Below are 20,887 nucleotides of genomic sequence, written 5' to 3' on the forward strand. Positions count from 1 at the left end.
ACAACCCGTTCACGTAATTCTATCGGATATGGCTTGCCCATGTGCCCTCCAAAAACAAGGATGGCAACATTGAATCACAAAAAGTTAAAATGAGAAACCTGAATCAGATCTGGCGCAGCACGCTCTAACGTTTCTGCTGGATAATCTGTTGGGACGGAAAGGCGAATGTTTCCAGAGAGTTCGTCTTTCTCTAGCAGGTCGCTTTCAGCTTGTAGAAGCGATTCCAAAGCTGGCTCGCACTGCTGCAAAAATCGTTCACCCTCCAGCGTTAAAGAAACTCGCCGTGTGGTGCGGTGAAGCAGTTGCACGCCGAGCCGCTCCTCCAACGCTTGCACGCGAGCTGTGACCGTTGAACGGGGAATACTCAGATGCTCTGCGGCCTCAGTGAAGGAGTTCAGGCGAGCGACGTCAACAAAGGTTTGCAACTGGATGATGTTCGTCATTATGCAATTATATCGTTTAATGATGACAGTATTATCTGAATACTCCAACTACTCAGAGTTTGCTAGCCCTATGCTCCATACAGAGATAGGTGACAGGATGAACAGACGGAAATTTCTTGGTTTAAGCGGAACAACAGCACTGGTTTCTGCTGTTGGTTTGCCTGCACTGGCACATGCAAAAGCGAATGGCTCGCCAGAGGAAATACTGCAGATACAGTGGCTTGGCGCCGCCACAATGCTCATCAGCTTTGATGGAGTGACGCTCCTCACGGATCCAGCCTTTGGTGTTGGGAAGCAGGCGATTGTGATGCCGAACCCGAATGAGATGTTTGACCTTGCAAAGGGACCTAACATCAAACCGCAGCCAAGATTTGGGGCGTTACCCAAGTTTGATCTTGGAGCGGTAACTGCAACACTGATCAGTCATTCCCATCCAGACCATTTTGATGCAGCAGCAGAGGCGAAAATCGCTTCTGACATGCCGATAGTTGCGACAGAGCATGACAAACAAGTGTTTGTAAAAAAAGGTTTTTCCAATATCACCGCTCTGCCATGGGGCGAGCATATGGTATTTCCGACTAAGTCTGGTCAGATCACCATCACGGCAGTTCCCGCTGATCATTCTGAGAATGCGGAGATCCTGAAGATCCTCGGGCCGGGTAATGGGTACTTCTTTGAGTTCGTGGCCGGTGATTATCGCAGGACCATGTACTGGACTGGCGATACCTTCCCGGTAGATGATGTTATGGCCAAAGTCCAAGCCCTTGGTGCCATTGATGTTTTTGTGCCACATGTTGGCGGGGTGGGTGTGACGGGCGCTCTTGGGAAGATCAGCATGGATGCCGCAGATGTGGTGGACATGGTGGATCGCCTGAAGCCGAAACGTGTCCTGCCAATCCATCACTCCACGTTTGGGCTGTTCCTTGAGCCGATCTGGAGACTGGTGCAGGCGATGGAAAGGCATGAAGCAGGTCTTGATGTCATCGCAGAAGGCAGCACGGTTCAATACCAATAGATGAAGATGTATGTGCGATGACTATTATGAGGCATCGCACATACTATCTAATAAGTGGGCAATCAGAAGAATAAATAGATTAGCCTTATAGATTTCACTCAGTGAAACTGAAATGTATTCATATATGAATAAATGAGAATCTCTTGTTTACCTTGGTTCTGTTGCCTAGGATCACTCGGATAATATTATTATTTGGAGGGGTAAATGAATATTATTAAATCAATCGCGAGTATTGGCTCGGTTGTCAGCGTGTCTTTGCTGGCCTTATCTCAACCCGCATTTTCCGGCGAAGTGATGGACCGCGTCATGGAGAGTAAGGTGATCCGCGTCGCCACCAACTCCGGATATCCGCCGGCTTCATTCCTGAATGCTGATGGTGTGTTTGAAGGTTATGACATTGATGTTTCAAAAGAAGTCGCCAAACGTATGGGCGCAAAGGCAGAGTTCCTGAACCCGGCTTGGGAGGCCATTACATCCGGCAAGTGGGGCGGACGCTGGGAGATGTCCATCGGCTCCATGACGCCTACACCCGCTCGTGCGAAAGTGCTCGATTTTCCAGCGGTTTACTATTACACGCCTGCCGCGTTTTACGTGCACAAGGACGCGTCTTAAGAGACGGTTTCGGAGCTGAATGGCAAGCGCATCGGGGCCAGCACTGGTTCAACCTTCGAGTACTATCTTCAGCACGAGTTGGAGCTGGACGCTGCTTATTCTCCTGCGTTCGAGTTCGCCGTGACACCGGGTGAGGTCCGCACCTATGAGGCTGACAGCAACGTTCTGGATGACCTGCGTTTGGGAGATGGCAAGCGTCTGGATGCTGGTATCACTTCGGTCCCAACCATTCTGGAAGCGATCAAGGCGAACTACCCGATCCGTATTCTGGGAGAGGCGGTGTTCTTTGAGCCTTTGGCCGTTGTGACGTCTCGCGATGACCCTGAGTTCTCTCAGAAAGTCGGCGAAATCATTGAGGAAATGCGGGCAGACGGTACCTTGGTTGAGCTTTCCAAAAAGTGGTTTGGGGCTGACCTTGTAACCACGACGCACTAGTGCGGTTGGTCCTATGACACTGCTCGTGAACCTGTTTAGCCATGCGCCTTCTCGGCGCCTGGTTTTCTTCGCGGTACTGGCAGCGTTGCTCATGGCGTTTGATCTGAGCAGCGTTGGGGAATACCTGACGACCCTTCTGAACCTTGATGTGGCTCCTGATACCGCTTCCGTGCTGGCCGCATTTGCGATTTCTGCCGTGATCACAGCAGACGTTGTGTTCGTCTCCAAACTGCCAATGAAGGTGCAAGTGCCGATCTATTGGGCGCAGCTTCTGGCGCTGTTTCTGGGGTTCTTCTATTCGTTTGACCTGTCGTTTCCGTTCATTATCGAGCGGTTGCCGATCCTGCTTTACAAGGGGCTGTTCTACACGCTCTTTGTCTCGTTTGCGTCCATCATTTGCGCCAGCTTGCTGGCATTTGTTGGGGCACTTGCCCGTCTGTCCAACTCAGGTCCAGCCTATGCGGCCTCAACGTTCTACGTCTCGTTTTTTCGCGGTACGCCGTTGTTGTTGCAGGTTTATCTGATTTATCTGGGCTTGCCGCAACTTGGCATTACGCTGGATGCAATCCCGTCAGGTATTCTGGCTTTGTCGCTCAGTTACGGGGCTTATATGACGGAGATTTTCCGAGGTGGCATACAGGCGGTTCCACGGCAACAGTCAGAAGCCGCCGCCGCTCTGGGCTTGCAGCCTTGGCAAGTTATGTGGAAGGTGGTTTTGCCCCAGGCAATCCGCATCATCATTCCGCCAACGGGCAACAACTTCATCTCTATGCTCAAGGACAGCTCGCTGGTATCTGCCATGGGCATTATGGAGCTCATGTATCTGGCACGGACGCTTGGGCGCTCCGAGTTCAAACACTTTGAGATGTTGATCAGCGCCGCGCTCATCTACTGGGCGGTGAGTTTTGTCTTTGAGATGATACAGGCACAGCTGGAGAAGCGGTATTCAGCACCGCAGAAGGTTGGGTAAGCAAAAGGAAAGAAGGCCACTCAGGCCTTCTTTCTGTCGCGAAGCAAGTCATGACACTTGAGAGCGCAGAAATAGCCGATGGTGAAGAAGATGCTCATGGCAAGGACTTGTAGATAGAACCGGTCAAACGTGTTCCGGTGCAGTATCAGGTTGAGTGCATGGCCTATGTAAACGCCAAACATCATCATGGAAATTGCGAAGACGTGTATGAAGGTTTTTGCGCTTTTTGAAGCCGGATGCCCTTTGCAGTGATCCGCGAAAAAGCAGGTTACAATACAAGCGCCCACCATGATGAGGGTCATCCAGTTCAGATAAACAGCAGCCAGTGTCAGGCTGTTCATCTGTTGCATTGCCAGGTTCTGATCAATGGACAAATCGATCTGGTGGCCCAAAATCATACCGAACCCACCATAAACAAACCCACTCCAGAAATACGTGAAGAGGTAGCTGGGCATACCTGCGTTTTGCAGACTGACCATGCCTGCAAAGAATATGGCGAGAATGAAAGCAACTTCAAATACATGAAGGGTGTCGGGCCGCGTGATCATCGCTACCACAGCCAGCTGAAGCACGAGCATCACTCCATAACCAATAGGGTTGGTAAGCAGAAAATGGCTCAGAGAAAAGCTGCGCATTCGTTTTGGCTTCCGCTCGTTGTTAGGGCTGATGCCGTGTACCTCAGTCATGTGAACCCGATGTTGTCTCAATCCGTTATTGGTTGTTGTTCCAGTCGTCTTTTTCTTTCAGATCCCTGACAACTTTTACGTGCTGCATCATGCCGCCATCTTCATGGTAGAGCAGGTGGCAGTGCAAAGGATACTTGCCGACGAAGTCCTTGAACCGCATGCGAAATTTCACATGCCCATGAGGCGGAACCTGAATGGTGTCCGCCCAGAACGGAAGCTCCAGCGTGTAATCCAGAGGGTCTTCGCCCTGAATCTCAAAGACATACATGGGGTTCACATGGATATGGATGGGATGCGGAAACTCGCTTTCATTCTCCAGCGTCCATTCTTCCACGGCGTCCAGTTCAACCCAATGATTGACCACCTCACAGCCGCCAAACTGGCCGTGGTCGATGGTGACGTTCACCCCGCGGTAGTACTTGTCGGGATTGTCCAGCGTATTCGCCTGGAAGGTCAGCGTGCGTTTGTTGGTTACTTCTTCTGGGCCAATTGGCTCCAGCAGTCCGCCACGCAGGCTTTCAGGGAAAGGCGGTGGTGTGGTGCGCTCAGCTGTTTCGCTCGGCATGTAGATCGCTGCGCCGATCTCCTCGCCGCGCTTCACCTCAATGGCAAAGAGTGGCGGGTTGTTGTGGTACTTGTAATGCGGAATAAACTGGTATTCGACCGAGTCATTTTGCACGTAATAGAACGCGCCGGGCGTGGCTGCCTCGCTGATTTTCAGCAGGATAGACGCGCGGTTCGCCGGGGCAAGGCTGATGCCCCCTTGTCTGCGGTAGTTGTCAGTGGGGTTGCCGTCATACCCGTAGATAAACATCTGCCCGAAGAACGGGCACTCGAAGTTGATCGAGGAGCGTGTGGTCGCGTTCAACAGGCGCAGATTGATCAGCTCTCCCGGTTTTACCTTGATGATCGGGCAGTACTGGCTGTTGACGGTGATGTTGTATTCACTGTTGGGGAACTTGGCGACCTGCTTCTGGTCTTCCACCTTGCCCTCAGCGTTGACGGCAATGTTCTGGAACACCATGCAGTATTCCTTCACACCCATCTCTTTGAGCTGATCATCAAACGCGCCACGCACGATAATCATACCGGCCATGCCGCTGCCAACCTGCAATGCCACGGACCCGTGCTTGTGCGGGTGATACCAGTAGACCCCCGGAGGGTGATCCGCCGGAATGTCGTACTCGTAGTCATAGGCCTCGCCGGGGCGAATGGTCATGCAGACGTTGTCTCCGGGCGACTCTGGCGTCACGTGCAGGCCGTGTGTATGGATGTTGTAGTTGTTGAACCCGTAAGGGAAGTTGATGTCATCCGGCTCGGTCTGGTCCTGTTCCGGCAACTTGTTGTGTGTGTGGATCTGCAGCTTTGAACCCGGCCTGACCTCAATGGTTGGGCCGGTCAGAGTGTTTCCAGCCTCTTTGGTAAGTTCGCTTGTGAAGACCCGGGTGTAGGTTGGGACGTTGTGAGGCTTTTCAAAGCTGAAAACATTGTTGGTGTCGTATTCAACATCCAGAGCGATTTCCAGATGCTTTTTTTCAGGATCCATTACGTAAGCTGGCGGGTTTTTGATAGGGCTCAGGAAGGAAAAGGGCTTCGCCTCACTCATGTAGCGGTTCCTCACGTCGGCAGCACTCAAGTGCTTGTTGGTTTTGATTTCAACCTACTGAGGATGGGGGAGTGGTGGAAACGTTGCTTGGCAACGGGGTTAAGGTTCCGTTAGGTAAAAAGGTCGGTTCCAATCTGACCTTACGTTTATTCCCTAAACGCGCACTCCGTGCAGCTCTGGACGGGTGCCAACTTGCCGTTGCCGGGAAGTAAATGCCTGAAACGGAATCTCTTTCTCCAATTTAGAACGATTATTTATTGTGGGAAGTCTACGTATTTTTTGCCTTTGCGTGACCTATGTCAATTTAGCTGGGATATCACCACATGCGGTTGCATTTCAGTGAAATTTCTACACACATCAACCTATTGAAAAATATGGGAATATTAGCCTTTCATGAGGCGCTCACAATAACTTGACGATGGTCAATGTAAGAAGCTCGAGGGCAAGCTTACATAACGATGCCGGGTAAGGTTCGTTTCTATTGGAGTTTATGGTGTCGTTTAAATCAATTCTCCGTTTTTTGGCCAGTATCGCGCAGGAATGCGCAGTCAGTGCCGTGGCTGTAAGCGCTCGTAAGAAGCCAGCAGCATTTGATGACAACACTCTCAATTATGAAGGTGCCATCAAAGACGAACCCCTGATTGCTCCTTGGGGCAAGTTCTATGTCTCTAACACCTTAAAAGACATCGGTTCGGCAACACTCCAGATCACCAGAGGGGCGCGGATTGCCCCTCTATTTTCGCCAGTTTCGATTTGAGGAATGAGTTATGAGAGGCATTGGTAAGGTCAGTCTGATTGGCGCAGGACCGGGTGATCCGGATCTCCTGACAGTGAAAGCTCTGAAGCGCATTCAGGACGCTGAAGTCGTTGTTTACGATCGTCTGGTCTCTCAGGAAATTATGGATCTGGTTCCGCCTAAGACAGCTCTTTATCCTGTCGGGAAGAAGCCGAAGAGCCATCCTATTCCTCAGGAAGAAATCAACCAGTTACTCGTTGATCTCGCCAAAGAAGGTAAGCGTGTTGTGCGCCTTAAAGGTGGGGATCCGTTTATTTTTGGCCGCGGCAGTGAAGAAGCTGCTGAACTGGTCATTGCCGGCGTCGACTATGAAGTCGTACCAGGCATCACAGCTGCGCAAGGCTGTGCCTCAAGCCTAAACCTGCCACTCACGCATCGCGGCCTTGCAACGGGGCTAAGATACGTAACCGGGCATTGCCAGAAAGATGTACCCCTCGATCTGGATTGGGCCAGCCTTGCGGACCCTAACACCACCCTCGTGATCTACATGGGCCTTGCCGCCATCGCCGAGATTTCTACCAAGCTGGTAGAGCACGGCATGCCCGCAGATATGCCTGCTGTTGCAATCTCGAAGGGCACCACATCGGAAGAGCAAAAAGTGTTCGGCACACTCACCACAATCGGTGAGCAGGCCAAGGCAGCTAAACTACCAGCGCCGACACTGTTCATGATTGGTGATGTTGTGGGTCTGAAAGACTCTCTGGAGCTGCCGTCCTTCTCCGGTAGTGAGGCAAAATGGGGCGATAGACCTCATCTGGAGGTTATCAATGGCTAAGACAGAGCGGAGTGCGCAAAACCCGCTGCGTTCTTTTCTGAAGGCTGGGGTGCTGGCGCTTCCGTTGCTGACTGGAGCGCCCCTTGGGGCTCTTGCCGACGAAGAGGCACTCAAGATCACTGATCGCGAAAAGCTGATAGATTTCGTGCAGCAAGACTGCGGGTCCTGCCACGGTCTGACACTTGAGGGCGGTCTTGGAGGGCCAATCCTTCCAGAAAATCTGGAACATATGGACTCTGAAGTCATTCAGGAAGTGATCCTTGGCGGCTTGCCGGGAACGGCAATGCCACCATGGCGCGGCTTCCTCACCGAAACTGAAGCGGCCTTCATTGCAGAAGGTCTTAAAACAGGAGCATTCAAGTGAAGACGTTTTTTGCTGCCGCAGCCTTAGGTGCGGGTCTTTTATTTGCTTCTGCAGCCAGTTCTGAAGACCTGCGCGCCACGGGCGATCTGGGTCTGATTATCGAACGAGCCACAGGAACAGCCCTGATTGTCGAAAGCACAGACCGAACTGTGCTGGCTCAGGTAGAGGGTCTAGGCAACCTCTCGCACGCCTCTGTCGTTTACTCGCGAGACGAGCGCTACGCCTATGTGTTTGGCCGCGATGGTGGCCTGTCCAAAGTGGATATGCTCACTGGCAAGCTTGTTGGCCGTGTCATGCAGGCTGGCAACTCCATCGGCGGAGCCATTTCCGATGACGGCAAGCTGATCGCCGTCGCCAATTACAAGCCAGGCGGCGTGAATGTATTTGACGCGGAAACTCTGGAGCTGGTCTCCGAAGTGCCTGCGATTTATGACGAAGTTGGTAACCAGTCCAAAACGATTGGACTTGTGGATCTGCCTGGTCGTCGCTTTGCTTTCTCCCTTTGGGATGGCGAGCAAACATGGATTTTGGACTATTCCAAGAGTCTGAAGCCTGAGATCACCAAACTCGAAGACATTGGTGTCTTCCCATACGACGCGCTGGTCACGGGCGATGGCCGCCACTACATCGTTGGTTTGTTTGGTGAAGACGGCCTTGCCCATGTTGACCTTTGGAAAGAGCCGCTGACGGTTGAGCGCATCATGGATGGTTACGGCAAGGGGGAAGAGCCTCTTCCGGTCTACAAGATGCCGCATCTGGAAGGCTGGGCGAAAGCCAATGGCATGTACGCACTGCCAGCAATTGGTCGCCACGAAGTGCTGTTCATGGATGAGCGTGATTTCACTGAAGTTGATCGTGTGAAGGTGCATGGTCAGCCGGTGTTTGCCATGGCGCGTCCTGATGGTCGTCAGATCTGGGTGAACTTTGCGCCTCCACACAACGATACCATTCAGGTGATCGATATTCTGGAACGCAAGATCATCAAAACGATGAAGCCGGGACCGGGCGTGTTGCATATGGAGTTCACTCCGCGCGGCAACGAAGTCTGGATGTCCGTTCGTGACAAGAATGAAATTCATGTCTACGACACAACGGATTTCTCCCTGAAAGAGGTTCTGCCAGCAGAAAAACCAAGCGGCATCTTCTTTACTTCACGTGCACACCAGCTGGGGCTTTAGGTCCCGGCTTTCCCAGGGCGGCACTGGCCGCCCGAGCGATTGGGGAGTTTGCGATATGAGCGCACAGCTGAGTGATATTGATCTTGTATTGGTGGACAAGTGGCAGCATAATTTTCCGCTTGTCCCTAAGCCATTCAATCTCATAGCCCGGGAAACCGGGGTGGACGCTTTAGACGCGATCAGCAGTTACGAACGGCTGGTCGCAAATGGCGTCATTTCGCGCATTGGCGCGGTATTGGCTCCAAATACAGTGAGCGCGAGTCGTCTGGCCGCGGTGTCAGCGCCTCCACACTTTGTGGAAACGGCAGCGCAGCTCATCAACGATGAGCCGGGGGTCAACCACAACTACCTGCGTGAGAATGATCTCAACATCTGGTTCGTGGTTGTTGAACGGGATCGGGCGACGTTAGAGGCCACGCTCGCCCGTATTGAGCAGAACACCAATCTGGTGGTTCATGCTTTTCGGATGGAAAAGGCTTTCCACCTGGATCTGGGGTTTTCTTTGACAGAGCAGCGGCTGGAAAAGAAGACCCCCGTACTCCCGCCGGTCGATATGTCGGTTCTGGAGCCCGGTGACATTAACCTGCTGGAAAAGCTGTCTGATGGCATTCCTCTTTCGGACCGCCCGTTCCTGCGCATTGCGCTGAAGCTGGGGCGCTCGGAAACCACCGTGCTTGAACGGCTGAAGGTGCTGCAGGATGCTGGCATCATTCGTCGGTTCGGCGTGGTCGTGCGGCATAGGTCCATCGGTTACAAGGCGAATGCGATGACGGTCTGGAATGTTCGCGATGAGCATATTGATGACGTGGGAGCGATATTCTCTGCTGACCCGATGGTGAGCCTTTGCTACCAGCGCAACAGAGAGATGCCGCTTTGGCCGTACAACCTGTACACCATGACCCACGCGAACAGCCGTGAAGAGGCGCTGGAGGTCATCAACCGGCTTTCCACCACGGCCACGCAGCACGTGATGAGCAGCGACGTGCTGTTCTCCACCAAGTGCTTCAAGCAGCGTGGTGCCCGTCTGTCTCGCAGTGTTGGAGTAAGTGCATGAGCACAGATATCGCCCACCTGAATGAACCTGCCAAGGTTCATCTGGATGATCTGGACCGCAAGCTGATCAACCGCTTACAAGATGGTCTGCCAGTTGTCTCCAAGCCGTATGCAGCGGTTGCAGAGGAATTGGGTATTGCGGAAGACTTGCTACTTGAGCGCCTGCAATGGCTGCTTAAGACGCGTATCCTCACTCGTTTCGGGCCAATGTTCGACATTGCTCAAATGGGCGGGGCCTTCTGTCTGTGCGCTATGGCTGTACCGGAAGAGCGCTATGACGAAGTGACCGAACAGGTGAACTCGTTGGAAGAGGTGGCGCACAACTATGCCCGTGATCACGAGCTGAATATGTGGTTCGTGCTTGCCACGGAAACCCCTGACGAAATTGAGAGTTGCGGGAAACGCATTGAAGAGCTGACCGGAATCCCGGTCCGGCTGTTCCCGAAAGAGCGCGAGTTTTTTATTGAGTTTAAGGTTCCAGTATGAGCACGCATAGTATCGAAAAATTCTCCGAATTTGACCGTGCTCTGGTGGCTGCGCTGCAAGAAGGTTTGCCGCTTGTTTCCGAGCCATACGCGCAGATTGCCCATCAGCTTGGCGTGAGTGAAGAACTGGTGCTGGAGCGCGTTGCTTCCATGAAAGAAAACGGTGCAATTCGTCGTATTGCGGCTGTGCCAAATCATCGCGCCCTTGGCATGCGTGCCAACGGCATGTCCGTCTGGAATATCGTTGATGAGGACGTTGAGCGCGTTGGACAAATGATGGGTTCTCTGGACTTTGTGTCCCACTGCTATCAGCGCCCTAGATGGCAACCCACATGGCCGTACAATGTCTTTGCCATGGTGCATGGAAAGACTCGCGAAGAGTGTCTGACTTTAGTCAAGGAAATAGAGGCGCTCATAGGGACATCATGCAATGGAAATGATGTCCTGTTTTCGACAAAAACCCTGAAAAAAACAGGACTTAGACTTCGTCGCAGAGGGGAGAGCCCGCGTGTTTCGTCTGACCCATTATCTCAAAGCTCTAGCGGATCCGTATCCACTTCCACCAGGGCGTAAACCTGCTGGTCCGGTTGTTATCTGGAACTTGATCCGCCGTTGTAATTTGAAGTGCAAGCACTGTTATACAACCTCAGGCGATGTAGATTTTCCCGGCGAGCTTTCAACCAAGCAGGCCTATGAGGTTATTGATGACCTGAAGGGCTTCCGTGTCCCGGTCATTATCTTCTCTGGTGGTGAGCCGCTGATGCGCCCGGATATGTTGGAGCTGTCGGCCCACGCCAAGCAGTTTGGCTTCTATACCGCCTTGTCCACCAACGGCACGCTTATCGACAAAGATATGGCGCGCAAGATTGGTGAGATTGGTTACGACTATGTCGGCATCTCACTGGACGGTATCGGCAAGGTGCATGACGACTTCCGCGGCATGGATGGTGCCTTCGACCTGTCTTTGCAAGCTGTGCGTTACTTGCGCGAGGAAAACGTGAAGGTTGGTCTGCGCTTTACGCTGACAGAAGACAACGCCGATACGCTGGATGACTATCTGGACCTGTGCGCCCGTGAGAACGTGGACAAGATCTACCTGTCTCACCTTGTGTATGCAGGCCGCGGTAACAAGAACCGTGGTGAAGATGCGCACCTGAACGTGACCCGCAAAGCCATGACCCGCCTGATTGAAAAGGCGTGGGAAGATGTGCTGGCTGGCAAGTCCAACGAATACGTGACCGGCAACAACGATGCGGATGGCATCTACCTGTTGCAGTGGGTGCGTGAGAACATGCCGGAGAAAGCTGGTTATCTGGAAGATATGTTGGAGCGCTGGGGTGGCAATGCCTCTGGTGTGAACATCGGCAACATCGATAACACCGGTAAAGTGCATCCAGACAGCTTCTGGTGGCATTACACCATCGGCAACGTGAAAGAGCGCAAGTTCTCCGAGATTTGGCAGGATGTATCCGACCCGGTCATGGCTGGTTTGAAGCAGACCCCGCGCCAGATCAAAGGCCGTTGCGGATCTTGCCAGTACTTCAACATTTGTAATGGCAACACGCGCGTGCGTGCGCTGCAGCTGACCGGCGACCCTTGGGCGGAAGATCCATCCTGTTACCTGACGGATGAAGAGATCGGCCTCGTGGATGCAAACCACCAGCGCGTTGAAACAACACCATTCCGGGGAGCTCGTCATGAAGCCAAACACGTTTATGCCTAAACTCGCCGGAGTTTTGCTGGCAACCTGCATGTTGGCAGGGGCCGCGGAAGCTCGCGGTAAAAAGCTGGAACTCTACCCCGTTTCTGACGCTACAAAAGGCACGTATCAAGAGCTCTGTGCAGAGTGTCATGGCGGTGATCGCTTAGGCGGTATCGGCCCTGCGCTCATTCCGGAAAGCCTGAAGCGTCTGCGGGTCAGTGCTGCGACGTCGACCATCAAGGATGGTCGTGTCCACACACAGATGCCAGCCTTCGGTGATCAGCTCAACGATCAGCAGGTTGCTGATCTGGTGAACCTCGTAAAGACTCCATTGGGCGCAATGCCGGTGTGGGGTGAAAAGGAAATCAACGCGACCCGCGTGTTCAACGAGGACTACAAGCCCGTTGAAAAGCCGGTTTATGAATCCGATCCGCTGAACCTGTTTGTGGTCGTGGAGACTGGTGATCACTACGCGACCGTCATGGATGGCGATACGTTTGAACCGCTCACCCGCTTCAAAACCCAGTTTGCGTTGCATGGCGGTCCAAAGTTCACACCGGATGGGCACTACGTGTTCTTCATGTCCCGCGATGGCTGGATCACCAAGTACGATATGTGGGCGCTGAAAGTGGTTGGCGAAGTGCGCGGCGGCATCAATGCCCGCAACATTGCGCTTTCCCGCGATGGCAAGCACATCGCACTGGCAAACTACCTGCCACACTCACTGGTGATGTTGTCTGCTGAGGACCTCTCCGTTGAGAAGATCTTTGATGCAGAGTCTTTGGGCGGCGAAACCACACGTGTTTCTGCAGTTTATCAAGCGCCTGAACGTGACAGCTTTGTTGTCGCCATGAAAGATGTGCCCGAAGTCTGGGAAGTGGCAACCAATCCAAAGGCAGAACCTGAGTTTGATGGCTATGTCGATTCTGAGAACTACGGCAAGGATGGTGCGGAACCAACATCTGAGGGTTTGTTCGCCCTGCGCCGTATTCAGGTTGATGCGCCGATGGATGATTTCTTCTTCGACCAGTCCTACAAACACCTGATGGGCTCTTCTCGTGACGGTAAGAGCGGCGTTGTGGTGGACATGGATGAAGGCGCGACCATTGCCACAATCGATCTGCCCGGCTTCCCGCATCTAGGGTCTGGCATTAGCTGGGAGTGGCAGGGGAAACCAGTGATGGTGACGCCGCATCTGAGCGAGAGCAAGATCTCTGTGATCGACATGTCCAACTGGTCCGTATTGAAGACATTTGATACGGCGGGTCCGGGCTTCTTCATGCGATCTCACGAAAACTCCAAGTACGCTTGGGCGGACGTGTTCTTTGGTCCAAACAAAGACCAGATGTACGTGATCGATAAAGAAACACTTGAGATCGTAAAGACGCTGAAACCGCTGCCGGGTAAAACCGCTGCTCATATCGAGTTTGACCGCGATGGTAGCCACGCCATTCTCTCTATCTGGGAAAATGACGGCATGATCATCATTTACGATGCGAAGACGCTTGAAGAAGTGAAGCGCATTCCAATGAGTAAGCCATCTGGAAAGTACAATGTCTGGAACAAGATCACCTTCTCCGCTGGTACGAGCCACTAGCGATCTGGCACTTGTTCTTGCTGCTCATGGAGATCTGGGTGGCAAGGGCGCCGACAACACACCAGGCCATGTTCGCCTGAAAAATGCTCTGGCGCCCTTACTGCCTGAACTGGGTGTGGTGAGTGGGGTGATGAAAGGGACCCCGCCCCTACAGGAAGTAGTCGAAAGCCTCCCGCACGAGCGCGTGCTTGTGCTTCCTCTCCTCTTAAGTAACGGCTACTTCTGCAAAACAGTCCTGCCTCGCCGATTGGGGCTGGACCCAAACCTGCAACAACAGAAAGAAGGTGCATGGCAAGATCTGAACCGAGACGGGCAGTATATCAAGCTGTTACCCCCGCTTGGTGTATTGCCCTTCCTACCTGATCTGGCGTCACAGAGTATTCAAAGTACACTGGCACCAAATAGCAAAAGCACGTTGTTAAAGTCGGAACTCGACCGGGAAGTGCTGATTGTTGCCCATGGCTCTACAGTTGGTCCGGAATCGCGGCTTTGTGCCCTTCAACTGAAAGACCATCTAGAAAATCGCTCCGGCTACAAGCAACTACGCGTGGCATTCCTTTCGGAAGAGCCTTTCGTCGAAAAGGCTGTCCTGACACTTTCCGAAGATGCAATCGTAGTTCCGCTGTTTGCCAGTGGAGGCTTACACGGCCAGGACGATATCTCCAAAATTATGAAAAGCGCTCCTGCGGGATGTAAACTTGCTCCGGTAATTGGCTGCGAACATGCTCTTGCGCAGCACTTGGTCAGCTATCTGCATGCGGACAAGCAGATTCCGGAGACAAAACAGGCCCTTGCTGCGTACCCCGGGAAGAAGCCATCGAAAGATGGAGAGGAATACGCGCAGAGAGCCATGTAGGGTTTCAAAATTTATAAGTATTCTTTAACCGTGGCTTGAATGCATAACCACTGTGCGTTCCTGCTCTACCAATGTGTTTAGAACCTGAACGTTGGAAATGATCGCCCGGTTTTGCTTGACCTCGACGCCATAGCTTTTCAGCTTCTGGAATGCGCGAGACAGGCTTTCCGGTTTCATGCCCAAGCGACCAGCAATGAGCGCTTTATCGTAAGGCAGCACCAATGTGCAGGAACCAGCTGGTTCTGTGCTGAGGTTCAGCAAGAATTCGGCAACACGCTGTGCACCGGTATGCGTTTTCAACCCTTCAATCTGCAACACGAGCTGATGCAGATGCATGGACAAAGACGACATCATTGCCAGCGCGATGTTCGGATCTGCTGCGATTGAGTTGGCCAGGTGGGCCACTGGAATGCAAAGCACCACACTATCCGTAACCGCTTCACCAGAGGCTGGATAGTTTGAGTTTGTAAAAGCAGCACCTTCAGCGAAGGTTTGCCCACGCGTGAAAACCCCTACAACGGCTTCATCACCGCTGCTTGTTGCGCGAAAAACTTTGACCCATCCTTCCAGCACGATAAAGAACGCATCTGCCTTATCATCCTGAAAAAAAATCATCTCACCGCGCGAGATAGATTTTTTGGTGGCACCCCGAAGCAGCTGTTCTCTTGCCTCGGTACTCAACCGTTTAAGCAAGGGAATTTCAGCGAGCTTCTCCACTTCACTGCTAACTATTGTAGTAGACATTTTTACAGACCTCTCCCACGATCAACCCAATCGTACTGTTGCGTAGATGAAGGACGTTGATCTAACGCAAGTGTTTTTGCGCAATTGGCACCTTGCAGTTGTCCTTTTGAAAGCAAAAAGGACCTAACGAAAATCAAGGAAGTAGAGAACTCAGAGGATTAGGGTCCACTATAGGGAAGGTTTTCACTCAGTTCACTGAGCGAATAAACTTGCCTTTTTGGCTCAATAATATGTTTAAAACTGTCCTTTGGAATGTTTTTTACCCGTTTTTGACGGTGAAACGAGCCTGTTCGGTGGCGAAGACGCGTCCGGAATGGGATACGGGCAACGGTTGCGTCTTCACCATCAAGTCCCGAAGCCGGCTAATATTTTCCGGAAATCATGAGATGGTATGGCGCTGATATTTGTAGCTTTAGCAGCACGTCGAACTTGGAAATCTGAGTTGCCTTGACATTGAGCCCCTGAGGTTTAGGCTGCGTATTCCTAATGTGTTTCAGAGGAGATTTGATGTCCCGGATCTGAGGGTTCAAACGAAGAACCCCTATGCATGCTTTCAACCTTAAGACCGTGCCATTTGTACGGCTGGTTCTGCACGCCTTCATTTTCCGAAAATCAAGCGCCGATTAACGGCACTCTTCAGGACATAGAAATGATCCGCAAATTTGAAACTCGCGATACCGAGTCCATTGTTGACGTCTGGCTGAAGGCCAGCAAACTCGCTCACCCTTTTCTGAGCGACAGCTTTTTAGCTCATGAAACCGACAACATCCGAAACATGTATCTGCCCAATGCAGAGACATGGGTTGCTGAAATGAACGGCGCTGTCGTCGGATTTATTTCATTGCTTGGCAATGAAGTGGGCGGACTGTTTGTGCATCCAGATTTTCACGGGCGCAAGCTCGGGAAGGCTTTGATGGACAAGGCGACATCGCTTCATGACAGTGTTGAACTGGAAGTCTTTAAGCACAATCCAATCGGGCGTGGCTTTTATGCTCGCTACGGCTTTGAGGAAATGCATGAGGACTTTAACGAGGATACGCAGCAGTTGGTCATCCGGCTGAAGTACTCCGCCGCGGTTTAGGTGGAGCAAAAGGAGAGGGTGCCTTGCACCATAGGCGCTAACTTAAGCATGGAAGTCTCGGAATTTGTTGACGTTTTCGTCTCCTTGGAGACTCCCATATGGTTCTCCAGAACGTGTAGCCATGAAATGTAATGCTGCTCAAGTCCCAAACACCCTGAATAGCTGAGATCAATGACTGGCGCAGCAGTTTGTATACGCGCCAGGTGGAAGGGTTGCGGCCCTGTTCGCTCTCTTCCTCGGGCGCGTCTGCCAGCAGGTCCTCGCTTTTCCTCTCGATCAGAAGGGCGAGGATGAGGTGAGCCAGAAGCCACGACTTTGCTAAGGCTGGATCTTTTGCAGGCAGGCGGTCGATGTGGAGGATACTTTTCAGGCGCTTAAATGCCAGCTCAATCTGCCATCGCAAGCGATAGAGGTCCGCAACGCTTGCTGTGTCGAAGTCTTCTTTCGGGAGGGACGTGACCAGCAACATGTACTCGGCAGCAATCAGAGATTTTTGGGTTAGCTTTGATCCTTTTTTACTGGAAATACGACGCAGGCGCTTTTTCTCTTGTTCTATCGCGGCTGGTGGTTTGCGGATCGCAATCAGACGGGCGGGTACGTCATAGGCTTTTGAGCGTCCTTGAATGATAACCTGACGATCAATCGGCGTTGCCTTTGTGGTCTCTGACAAAACAGAGAACAGATCTAACCGCGAGCCGTCCGGGTGAAATAAGCGGAACTTTCGCCAACCGGCACGGACTATGAAATCACCACCATTACTGATGATAGGATGCAGCCCTTTTGCAAAGGCATATCCACGGTCCGCAATGTGAATTTCGCCCGGATTAACCGGATTTCTTGTCAAACACTCTGCTCCACGACCATCTGAAATTTCAAGATGAGCAAAGCGTGCAGTGGCCGGGTTATAGCTGGCATGGATTTTAAAGTCTGTCCCTTTGCTCCCCGGCGCAGACACGGTGGTTCCATCAATCAGGCGCAGACGATACCCGCTCGGGAAATCTGCGTGGCTGGTATCTGCCAGCAACTCAGCTGCGATGTACTCCAGCCATTGTGTTGCTCTCTTGAGGCGATTGAGCACCGCGACATCAGAAAGTTTACCCAGTCCAGACATGCAAGCCCAGGCAGCAGTACTGCGAAGGGACATGCCGCAAGGCCCGTAAGCAAAAGCGAGGCGCAGTAGATCTTTACCGCTTGAGATTTCTCGTCGCCGCTTGAGTGCGCCACACTTGATGGCAGTTTGGTCCAAGTCGAGGCTAACGGGAAGAGAAGTCAGGGCCACTTCCCATTCAGATGACAAAAGAGGAGCAGAGGTCATCACCTCGTGAATCACACAATGATTCCAAAGGTCCAGAAAGACTTTCCCGATTCCACAACAAGATGGAGCTTTCTGTCTGCCGCCTTTGGTTGCGTCTTGATACAGCCATTCTCAAAACTGGTTTGCGCAAGGTAAGTTTTGTAAACACGATCATTGGATTTCTGGTTTTACTCGCAGCAAGTGTAGGTTGCAGTTGTGCATTTTATTGACTAATCAAAGGCTGGAAATGTTTACTCAACTCAAGGCAGTTCGATGTCTGATAAAAAAGCTGACTTAAGCGCAGTCGATGCGCAAACCTTTGCCTCAACCATGGGGCAGGCTGTGTGGTTGATGACCATGTCAGAGACTCACAAAGAGCTGCCTATTCGCATTGTTGAAGAGCGCATTGCTCCGGCATTATTGCTGCGCCAGTTCAAGCTTTACTCCAAAGGCAACCAACCCGTTGCTTTTCTGGTTTGGGCTTCCGTAAGTGATGAAGTTAAAGAGCGCATCGAAAATGGTGACAAGAAGCTGGACGTCAAAGAATGGCGTTCAGGTAACAACATTGTCGTCCTCGACTGCGTGTCTCCTTTTAACCCTGCCGCAGTCTTTGAACAGAAGTTCCTCAGTGAGTTGAAGAAGTAGGTGCTGTGATGGACCTCTAGGCCAATAACTGGCTCAAAGAAGACTTATTTGTTTCTCAACCCCGATACTTATCAAATTTGTAAGGCAGTGCATCCCATGCAAGTTTTTGAAATTACCCGTGACTTTGAGTTCAAGCATTATGCTAATGGGATCTGGTCAGCAGACCGTACACAAAAGTCAGCGTTAAAGTTAAACGCTTGGAATCCTGTTCTAAATTTATCCTTTGATGAAAATGGTAGGATCGATCCCTCCGATGCTTCTAAGTTCACCAAAAACTGGTTCGTTATCACGGTTAAAGAACTTGTACCATTAGATGTAATCGGTGTGCTGTCTCAAGATCCACGTTTAATGCCTGCTGTGAATGCTGTTGTGAAAGATGCCTTGGAGCGTGTCGCACCTGGTACGGCCCAATTTATCGAGATTGACCAGATCTGGGCGGAATATCAGAACTGCGCTGTTCCAGGTGGTCCGTTCTATTTGGCTAATCTGCTCGTTTCGCAGGATTCTTGGGATTCCGACGCGATGACAATCAGCAAAATGGAGAAAAGAGATGGCTCTTCAATGGAGCTGGTCGAGGGTGCTAGGCGAGCCGTCCGTCAGTCGGCACTAACCAGCCTTCCAATCTGGCGCGAAAGCCGAACCGGACACGTGTTGTGTACTGATGTCATGAAGGACGCACTCCAGGCTGCAGGTTGCCGTGGTTGGTACTTTCGACCGGTCACGGTGACTGAACGATAGTTCGGAAAAACAATCGATTTACTTAATCCTAAGTACCTTTTTCAGAGTTAGATATGCCTTTACAAAATCATCACTTGCTCCCTCAAGAATTGCTTCCTGGTGGTAACGCCTTACACCCAATTTTCGTCCTGACACCGGGCCTCGCTGAAATTTACAATAATGACAGTCCAAAATACAACATTATGGGACTTCCAGCCACTTGGGAAGGGATCTTTCAGCCCCACAAGGGAGCTCATCCTGGGTACACCAGCTGGGTAAGCGATCAGTTAGATAGCATACAAAAATTAGGGCTTCAGGATCCTGTCGAAGTTCACCGCCAACTGGTAGGCCTTTCCAATGTTATCAAACTCAATTTAGCAAACCCTGAGTTTGATGTCGCACTCAACAAAATTGGTACAGAGGCAGTATTTGCGGGATGGTCAGAGAACATAAAGTTTTCTGACTACGCAGGAAATGAACCTCCAAAAGCAGACAATGCTCGACTAAGTTATGAAGCCTTTAAGCTTGGTGACGAGTTAGGCTTATCTATCGGAGCAGGTCAGAAAGGTAAATTTCCGGCACTTGTTAATCTTGATGGGGACTCGCCGTTTAACACGTTCAAATACAATGTTTTCGATACCGATGGTCAGTACGAAAATCTTGGCAAACTGGTGGGGGAATTTAATTATGTTCGTGCAAACTTGCCTAATGATTATGACTCCACGAATGTCGATCACCGCAAAAGAGCCGCCGATGCGATAAACTTTGCATGGGAAACTGGCTCACATGAGAATATCCCGGAATACTTGCGAGGAGAGGATGTTACTCTATCTGCTCCCAATGCGCATGGCAAAACGGTTGTCCTTTTCTCAGCTCCGTTAGCAACGACGCTTGCAGCAAGTATAGGTCTGCTGGGTCATGGTTCCACAATCATCGATTTAGCTTCTATCTCTCTGATTGGCCACGGATTAATTGAAAGCGGCATCATTCCGGAAGGCACAGGTCTCGGAGATCTGATTGAAATTCTGGCAAATTCAAACATCGCGGATGCTGTTGTTGATCAGTTGGGCAATATTGCAGGCGATATTGCAACTGACGTTGCCATTAGCAGCGCAGCTACAGTGTTAGGTGTTGGCTTGCTATGGAATGGATATGAAGTTCTTCAAAGCTTGTCTGGCCTTGCTGCTGCTCTGGAGTATGCCGACAAAAACTCAGACAACGAAACGATTGCAGACCTCAACAGGACCGTAAAAGAGCTTCAAAACTGGTTTGGCTTGGATGGACATGACAAACCTGAATTCGTGCCTGAATATCAGGAGCTGGCAAACCTGCTCACGGTTGCATTTGAAGACTTCCCGCAGACACTTGCGACAATCGGTTTTGCTGTTAAAGAGCACCTAAGAGCACATGGCGATAACTCCTGGCTGCTAATTGCAGACAATGATGTCGAAGGTGCCTTGTTCCATCTTCAGGAGTATGTCGATAAGAACGGCGGTTCGCTACAATCTGAGCTGCAAACAGCGCTGTTCAACAGTGATGATCTGAGCGTTCTTGAAAAGGTCAATCTGTTCCCTGATCGCTGCTTCCCGAAAGGCACGCTGATCTCGATGTGGGACGGATCACAAAAGCCGATTGAAGAGATCACGGTCTCTGATCAGGTGCTGGCTTTTGATGCAGAGGGTAACAGACAGCCTGGTCAAGTAACTCATCTGTTCCGCAACACTACTCATGAATGGCTGCAGCTCAGCTTTGAAGATGGCAGAGCCCCTCTGCTGGTGACACCTGGCCACCGCTTCCTCACGGAGACCGGTGATTATATTGAGATCGGCCAGA

The 20,887-nt window shown here is 51.6% G+C and carries 21 protein-coding genes and 1 pseudogene; 17 read left to right on the forward strand and 5 right to left on the reverse strand.

Features of this window, described 5'->3' with window-relative positions:
- Positions 1-74: 74 nt before the first annotated feature.
- Positions 75-443 (reverse strand): LysR family transcriptional regulator, encoded by a 369-nt coding sequence (locus tag PsAD37_RS10035; protein ID WP_063296031.1) that lies wholly within the window; start codon positions 441-443, stop codon positions 75-77.
- 97 nt (positions 444-540) lie between these two features.
- Between PsAD37_RS10035 and PsAD37_RS10040 the strand changes: the two genes are divergently transcribed.
- The 3 genes and pseudogenes from PsAD37_RS10040 (at position 541) to PsAD37_RS10050 (ending at position 3,475) form a co-directional block, all read left to right on the forward strand.
- Positions 541-1,458, forward strand: a complete 918-nt coding sequence (locus PsAD37_RS10040) for an MBL fold metallo-hydrolase (RefSeq protein ID WP_208991811.1) — start codon at positions 541-543, stop codon at positions 1,456-1,458.
- Between the two features lie 306 nt (positions 1,459-1,764).
- Positions 1,765-2,505: pseudogene (locus tag PsAD37_RS10045) on the forward strand (transporter substrate-binding domain-containing protein).
- A 13-nt stretch (positions 2,506-2,518) separates the two neighbouring features.
- Positions 2,519-3,475, forward strand: coding sequence for an amino acid ABC transporter permease (locus PsAD37_RS10050; protein WP_084407720.1), 957 nt, complete (start codon positions 2,519-2,521; stop codon positions 3,473-3,475).
- 20 nt (positions 3,476-3,495) lie between these two features.
- Here PsAD37_RS10050 and PsAD37_RS10055 read toward each other — a convergent pair whose 3' ends face one another.
- Both PsAD37_RS10055 and PsAD37_RS10060 read right to left on the reverse strand, forming a co-directional pair.
- Positions 3,496-4,161 carry a hypothetical protein gene (locus PsAD37_RS10055; protein WP_063296033.1) on the reverse strand — a complete coding sequence of 222 codons (666 nt, stop codon included), beginning with the start codon at positions 4,159-4,161 and terminating at the stop codon, positions 3,496-3,498.
- Between the two features lie 25 nt (positions 4,162-4,186).
- Positions 4,187-5,767: a multicopper oxidase family protein gene (locus PsAD37_RS10060; protein ID WP_063296034.1), complete on the reverse strand. Its 1,581-nt coding sequence runs from the start codon at positions 5,765-5,767 to the stop codon at positions 4,187-4,189.
- A 493-nt stretch (positions 5,768-6,260) separates the two neighbouring features.
- Between PsAD37_RS10060 and PsAD37_RS10065 the strand changes: the two genes are divergently transcribed.
- The 10 genes from PsAD37_RS10065 to PsAD37_RS10110 are packed head-to-tail and all read left to right on the forward strand — an operon-like array spanning position 6,261 to position 14,573.
- A complete protein-coding gene (locus PsAD37_RS10065) occupies positions 6,261-6,524 on the forward strand; it encodes a hypothetical protein (RefSeq protein ID WP_153039712.1) in 264 nt (87 codons plus the stop codon).
- Between the two features lie 10 nt (positions 6,525-6,534).
- Positions 6,535-7,338, forward strand: a complete 804-nt coding sequence (gene cobA / locus PsAD37_RS10070; RefSeq protein WP_057463311.1) for a uroporphyrinogen-III C-methyltransferase — start codon at positions 6,535-6,537, stop codon at positions 7,336-7,338.
- A complete protein-coding gene (locus PsAD37_RS10075) occupies positions 7,331-7,702 on the forward strand; it encodes a cytochrome c (protein WP_063296036.1) in 372 nt (123 codons plus the stop codon). The genes cobA and PsAD37_RS10075 overlap by 8 nt, the downstream gene beginning before the upstream one ends.
- Positions 7,699-8,880 carry a cytochrome D1 domain-containing protein gene (locus tag PsAD37_RS10080; protein ID WP_063296037.1) on the forward strand — a complete coding sequence of 394 codons (1,182 nt, stop codon included), beginning with the start codon at positions 7,699-7,701 and terminating at the stop codon, positions 8,878-8,880. Before PsAD37_RS10075 ends, PsAD37_RS10080 begins: the two co-directional genes overlap by 4 nt.
- Positions 8,881-8,935: 55 nt before the next feature.
- Positions 8,936-9,934 (forward strand): Lrp/AsnC family transcriptional regulator, encoded by a 999-nt coding sequence (locus PsAD37_RS10085; RefSeq protein WP_063296038.1) that lies wholly within the window; start codon positions 8,936-8,938, stop codon positions 9,932-9,934.
- A complete protein-coding gene (locus tag PsAD37_RS10090; protein WP_063296039.1) occupies positions 9,931-10,419 on the forward strand; it encodes an AsnC family transcriptional regulator in 489 nt (162 codons plus the stop codon). Before PsAD37_RS10085 ends, PsAD37_RS10090 begins: the two co-directional genes overlap by 4 nt.
- Positions 10,416-10,991, forward strand: coding sequence for an AsnC family transcriptional regulator (locus tag PsAD37_RS10095; protein ID WP_063296040.1), 576 nt, complete (start codon positions 10,416-10,418; stop codon positions 10,989-10,991). The genes PsAD37_RS10090 and PsAD37_RS10095 overlap by 4 nt, the downstream gene beginning before the upstream one ends.
- Positions 10,927-12,141 (forward strand): heme d1 biosynthesis radical SAM protein NirJ, encoded by a 1,215-nt coding sequence (nirJ, locus tag PsAD37_RS10100; RefSeq protein ID WP_063296041.1) that lies wholly within the window; start codon positions 10,927-10,929, stop codon positions 12,139-12,141. Before PsAD37_RS10095 ends, nirJ begins: the two co-directional genes overlap by 65 nt.
- Positions 12,116-13,717 (forward strand): nitrite reductase, encoded by a 1,602-nt coding sequence (locus tag PsAD37_RS10105; protein WP_244272511.1) that lies wholly within the window; start codon positions 12,116-12,118, stop codon positions 13,715-13,717. Before nirJ ends, PsAD37_RS10105 begins: the two co-directional genes overlap by 26 nt.
- Positions 13,674-14,573: a CbiX/SirB N-terminal domain-containing protein gene (locus tag PsAD37_RS10110; RefSeq protein ID WP_208991812.1), complete on the forward strand. Its 900-nt coding sequence runs from the start codon at positions 13,674-13,676 to the stop codon at positions 14,571-14,573. The genes PsAD37_RS10105 and PsAD37_RS10110 overlap by 44 nt, the downstream gene beginning before the upstream one ends.
- Before the next feature lie 24 nt (positions 14,574-14,597).
- Here PsAD37_RS10110 and PsAD37_RS10115 read toward each other — a convergent pair whose 3' ends face one another.
- On the reverse strand, positions 14,598-15,317 hold the full coding sequence (locus PsAD37_RS10115; protein ID WP_208991813.1) for a Crp/Fnr family transcriptional regulator: 720 nt from the start codon (positions 15,315-15,317) through the stop codon (positions 14,598-14,600).
- A 649-nt stretch (positions 15,318-15,966) separates the two neighbouring features.
- On the opposite strand from PsAD37_RS10115, the gene PsAD37_RS10125 reads away from it, so the two are divergent.
- Positions 15,967-16,398 carry a GNAT family N-acetyltransferase gene (locus PsAD37_RS10125; RefSeq protein ID WP_063296044.1) on the forward strand — a complete coding sequence of 144 codons (432 nt, stop codon included), beginning with the start codon at positions 15,967-15,969 and terminating at the stop codon, positions 16,396-16,398.
- 37 nt (positions 16,399-16,435) lie between these two features.
- On the opposite strand, the gene PsAD37_RS10130 is transcribed toward PsAD37_RS10125, so the two are convergent.
- Positions 16,436-17,713: an IS4 family transposase gene (locus tag PsAD37_RS10130; protein ID WP_208991814.1), complete on the reverse strand. Its 1,278-nt coding sequence runs from the start codon at positions 17,711-17,713 to the stop codon at positions 16,436-16,438.
- A 252-nt stretch (positions 17,714-17,965) separates the two neighbouring features.
- Here PsAD37_RS10130 and PsAD37_RS10140 point away from each other — a divergent pair, with 252 nt between their 5' ends.
- The 3 genes from PsAD37_RS10140 to PsAD37_RS10150 form a co-directional block, all read left to right on the forward strand.
- Entirely contained in the window at positions 17,966-18,337 is a 372-nt protein-coding gene (locus PsAD37_RS10140; RefSeq protein ID WP_063296047.1) for a toxin-activating lysine-acyltransferase, read from the forward strand.
- Between the two features lie 96 nt (positions 18,338-18,433).
- Positions 18,434-19,075, forward strand: a complete 642-nt coding sequence (locus PsAD37_RS10145) for an imm11 family protein (protein ID WP_063296048.1) — start codon at positions 18,434-18,436, stop codon at positions 19,073-19,075.
- Positions 19,076-19,128: 53 nt separating this feature from the next.
- On the forward strand, positions 19,129-20,887 hold a 1,759-nt coding region (locus PsAD37_RS10150; RefSeq protein WP_153039713.1), incomplete at its 3' end, for a Hint domain-containing protein.

Source organism: Pseudovibrio sp. Ad37, from assembly GCF_001623075.1.
Lineage (GTDB): Bacteria > Pseudomonadota > Alphaproteobacteria > Rhizobiales > Stappiaceae > Pseudovibrio.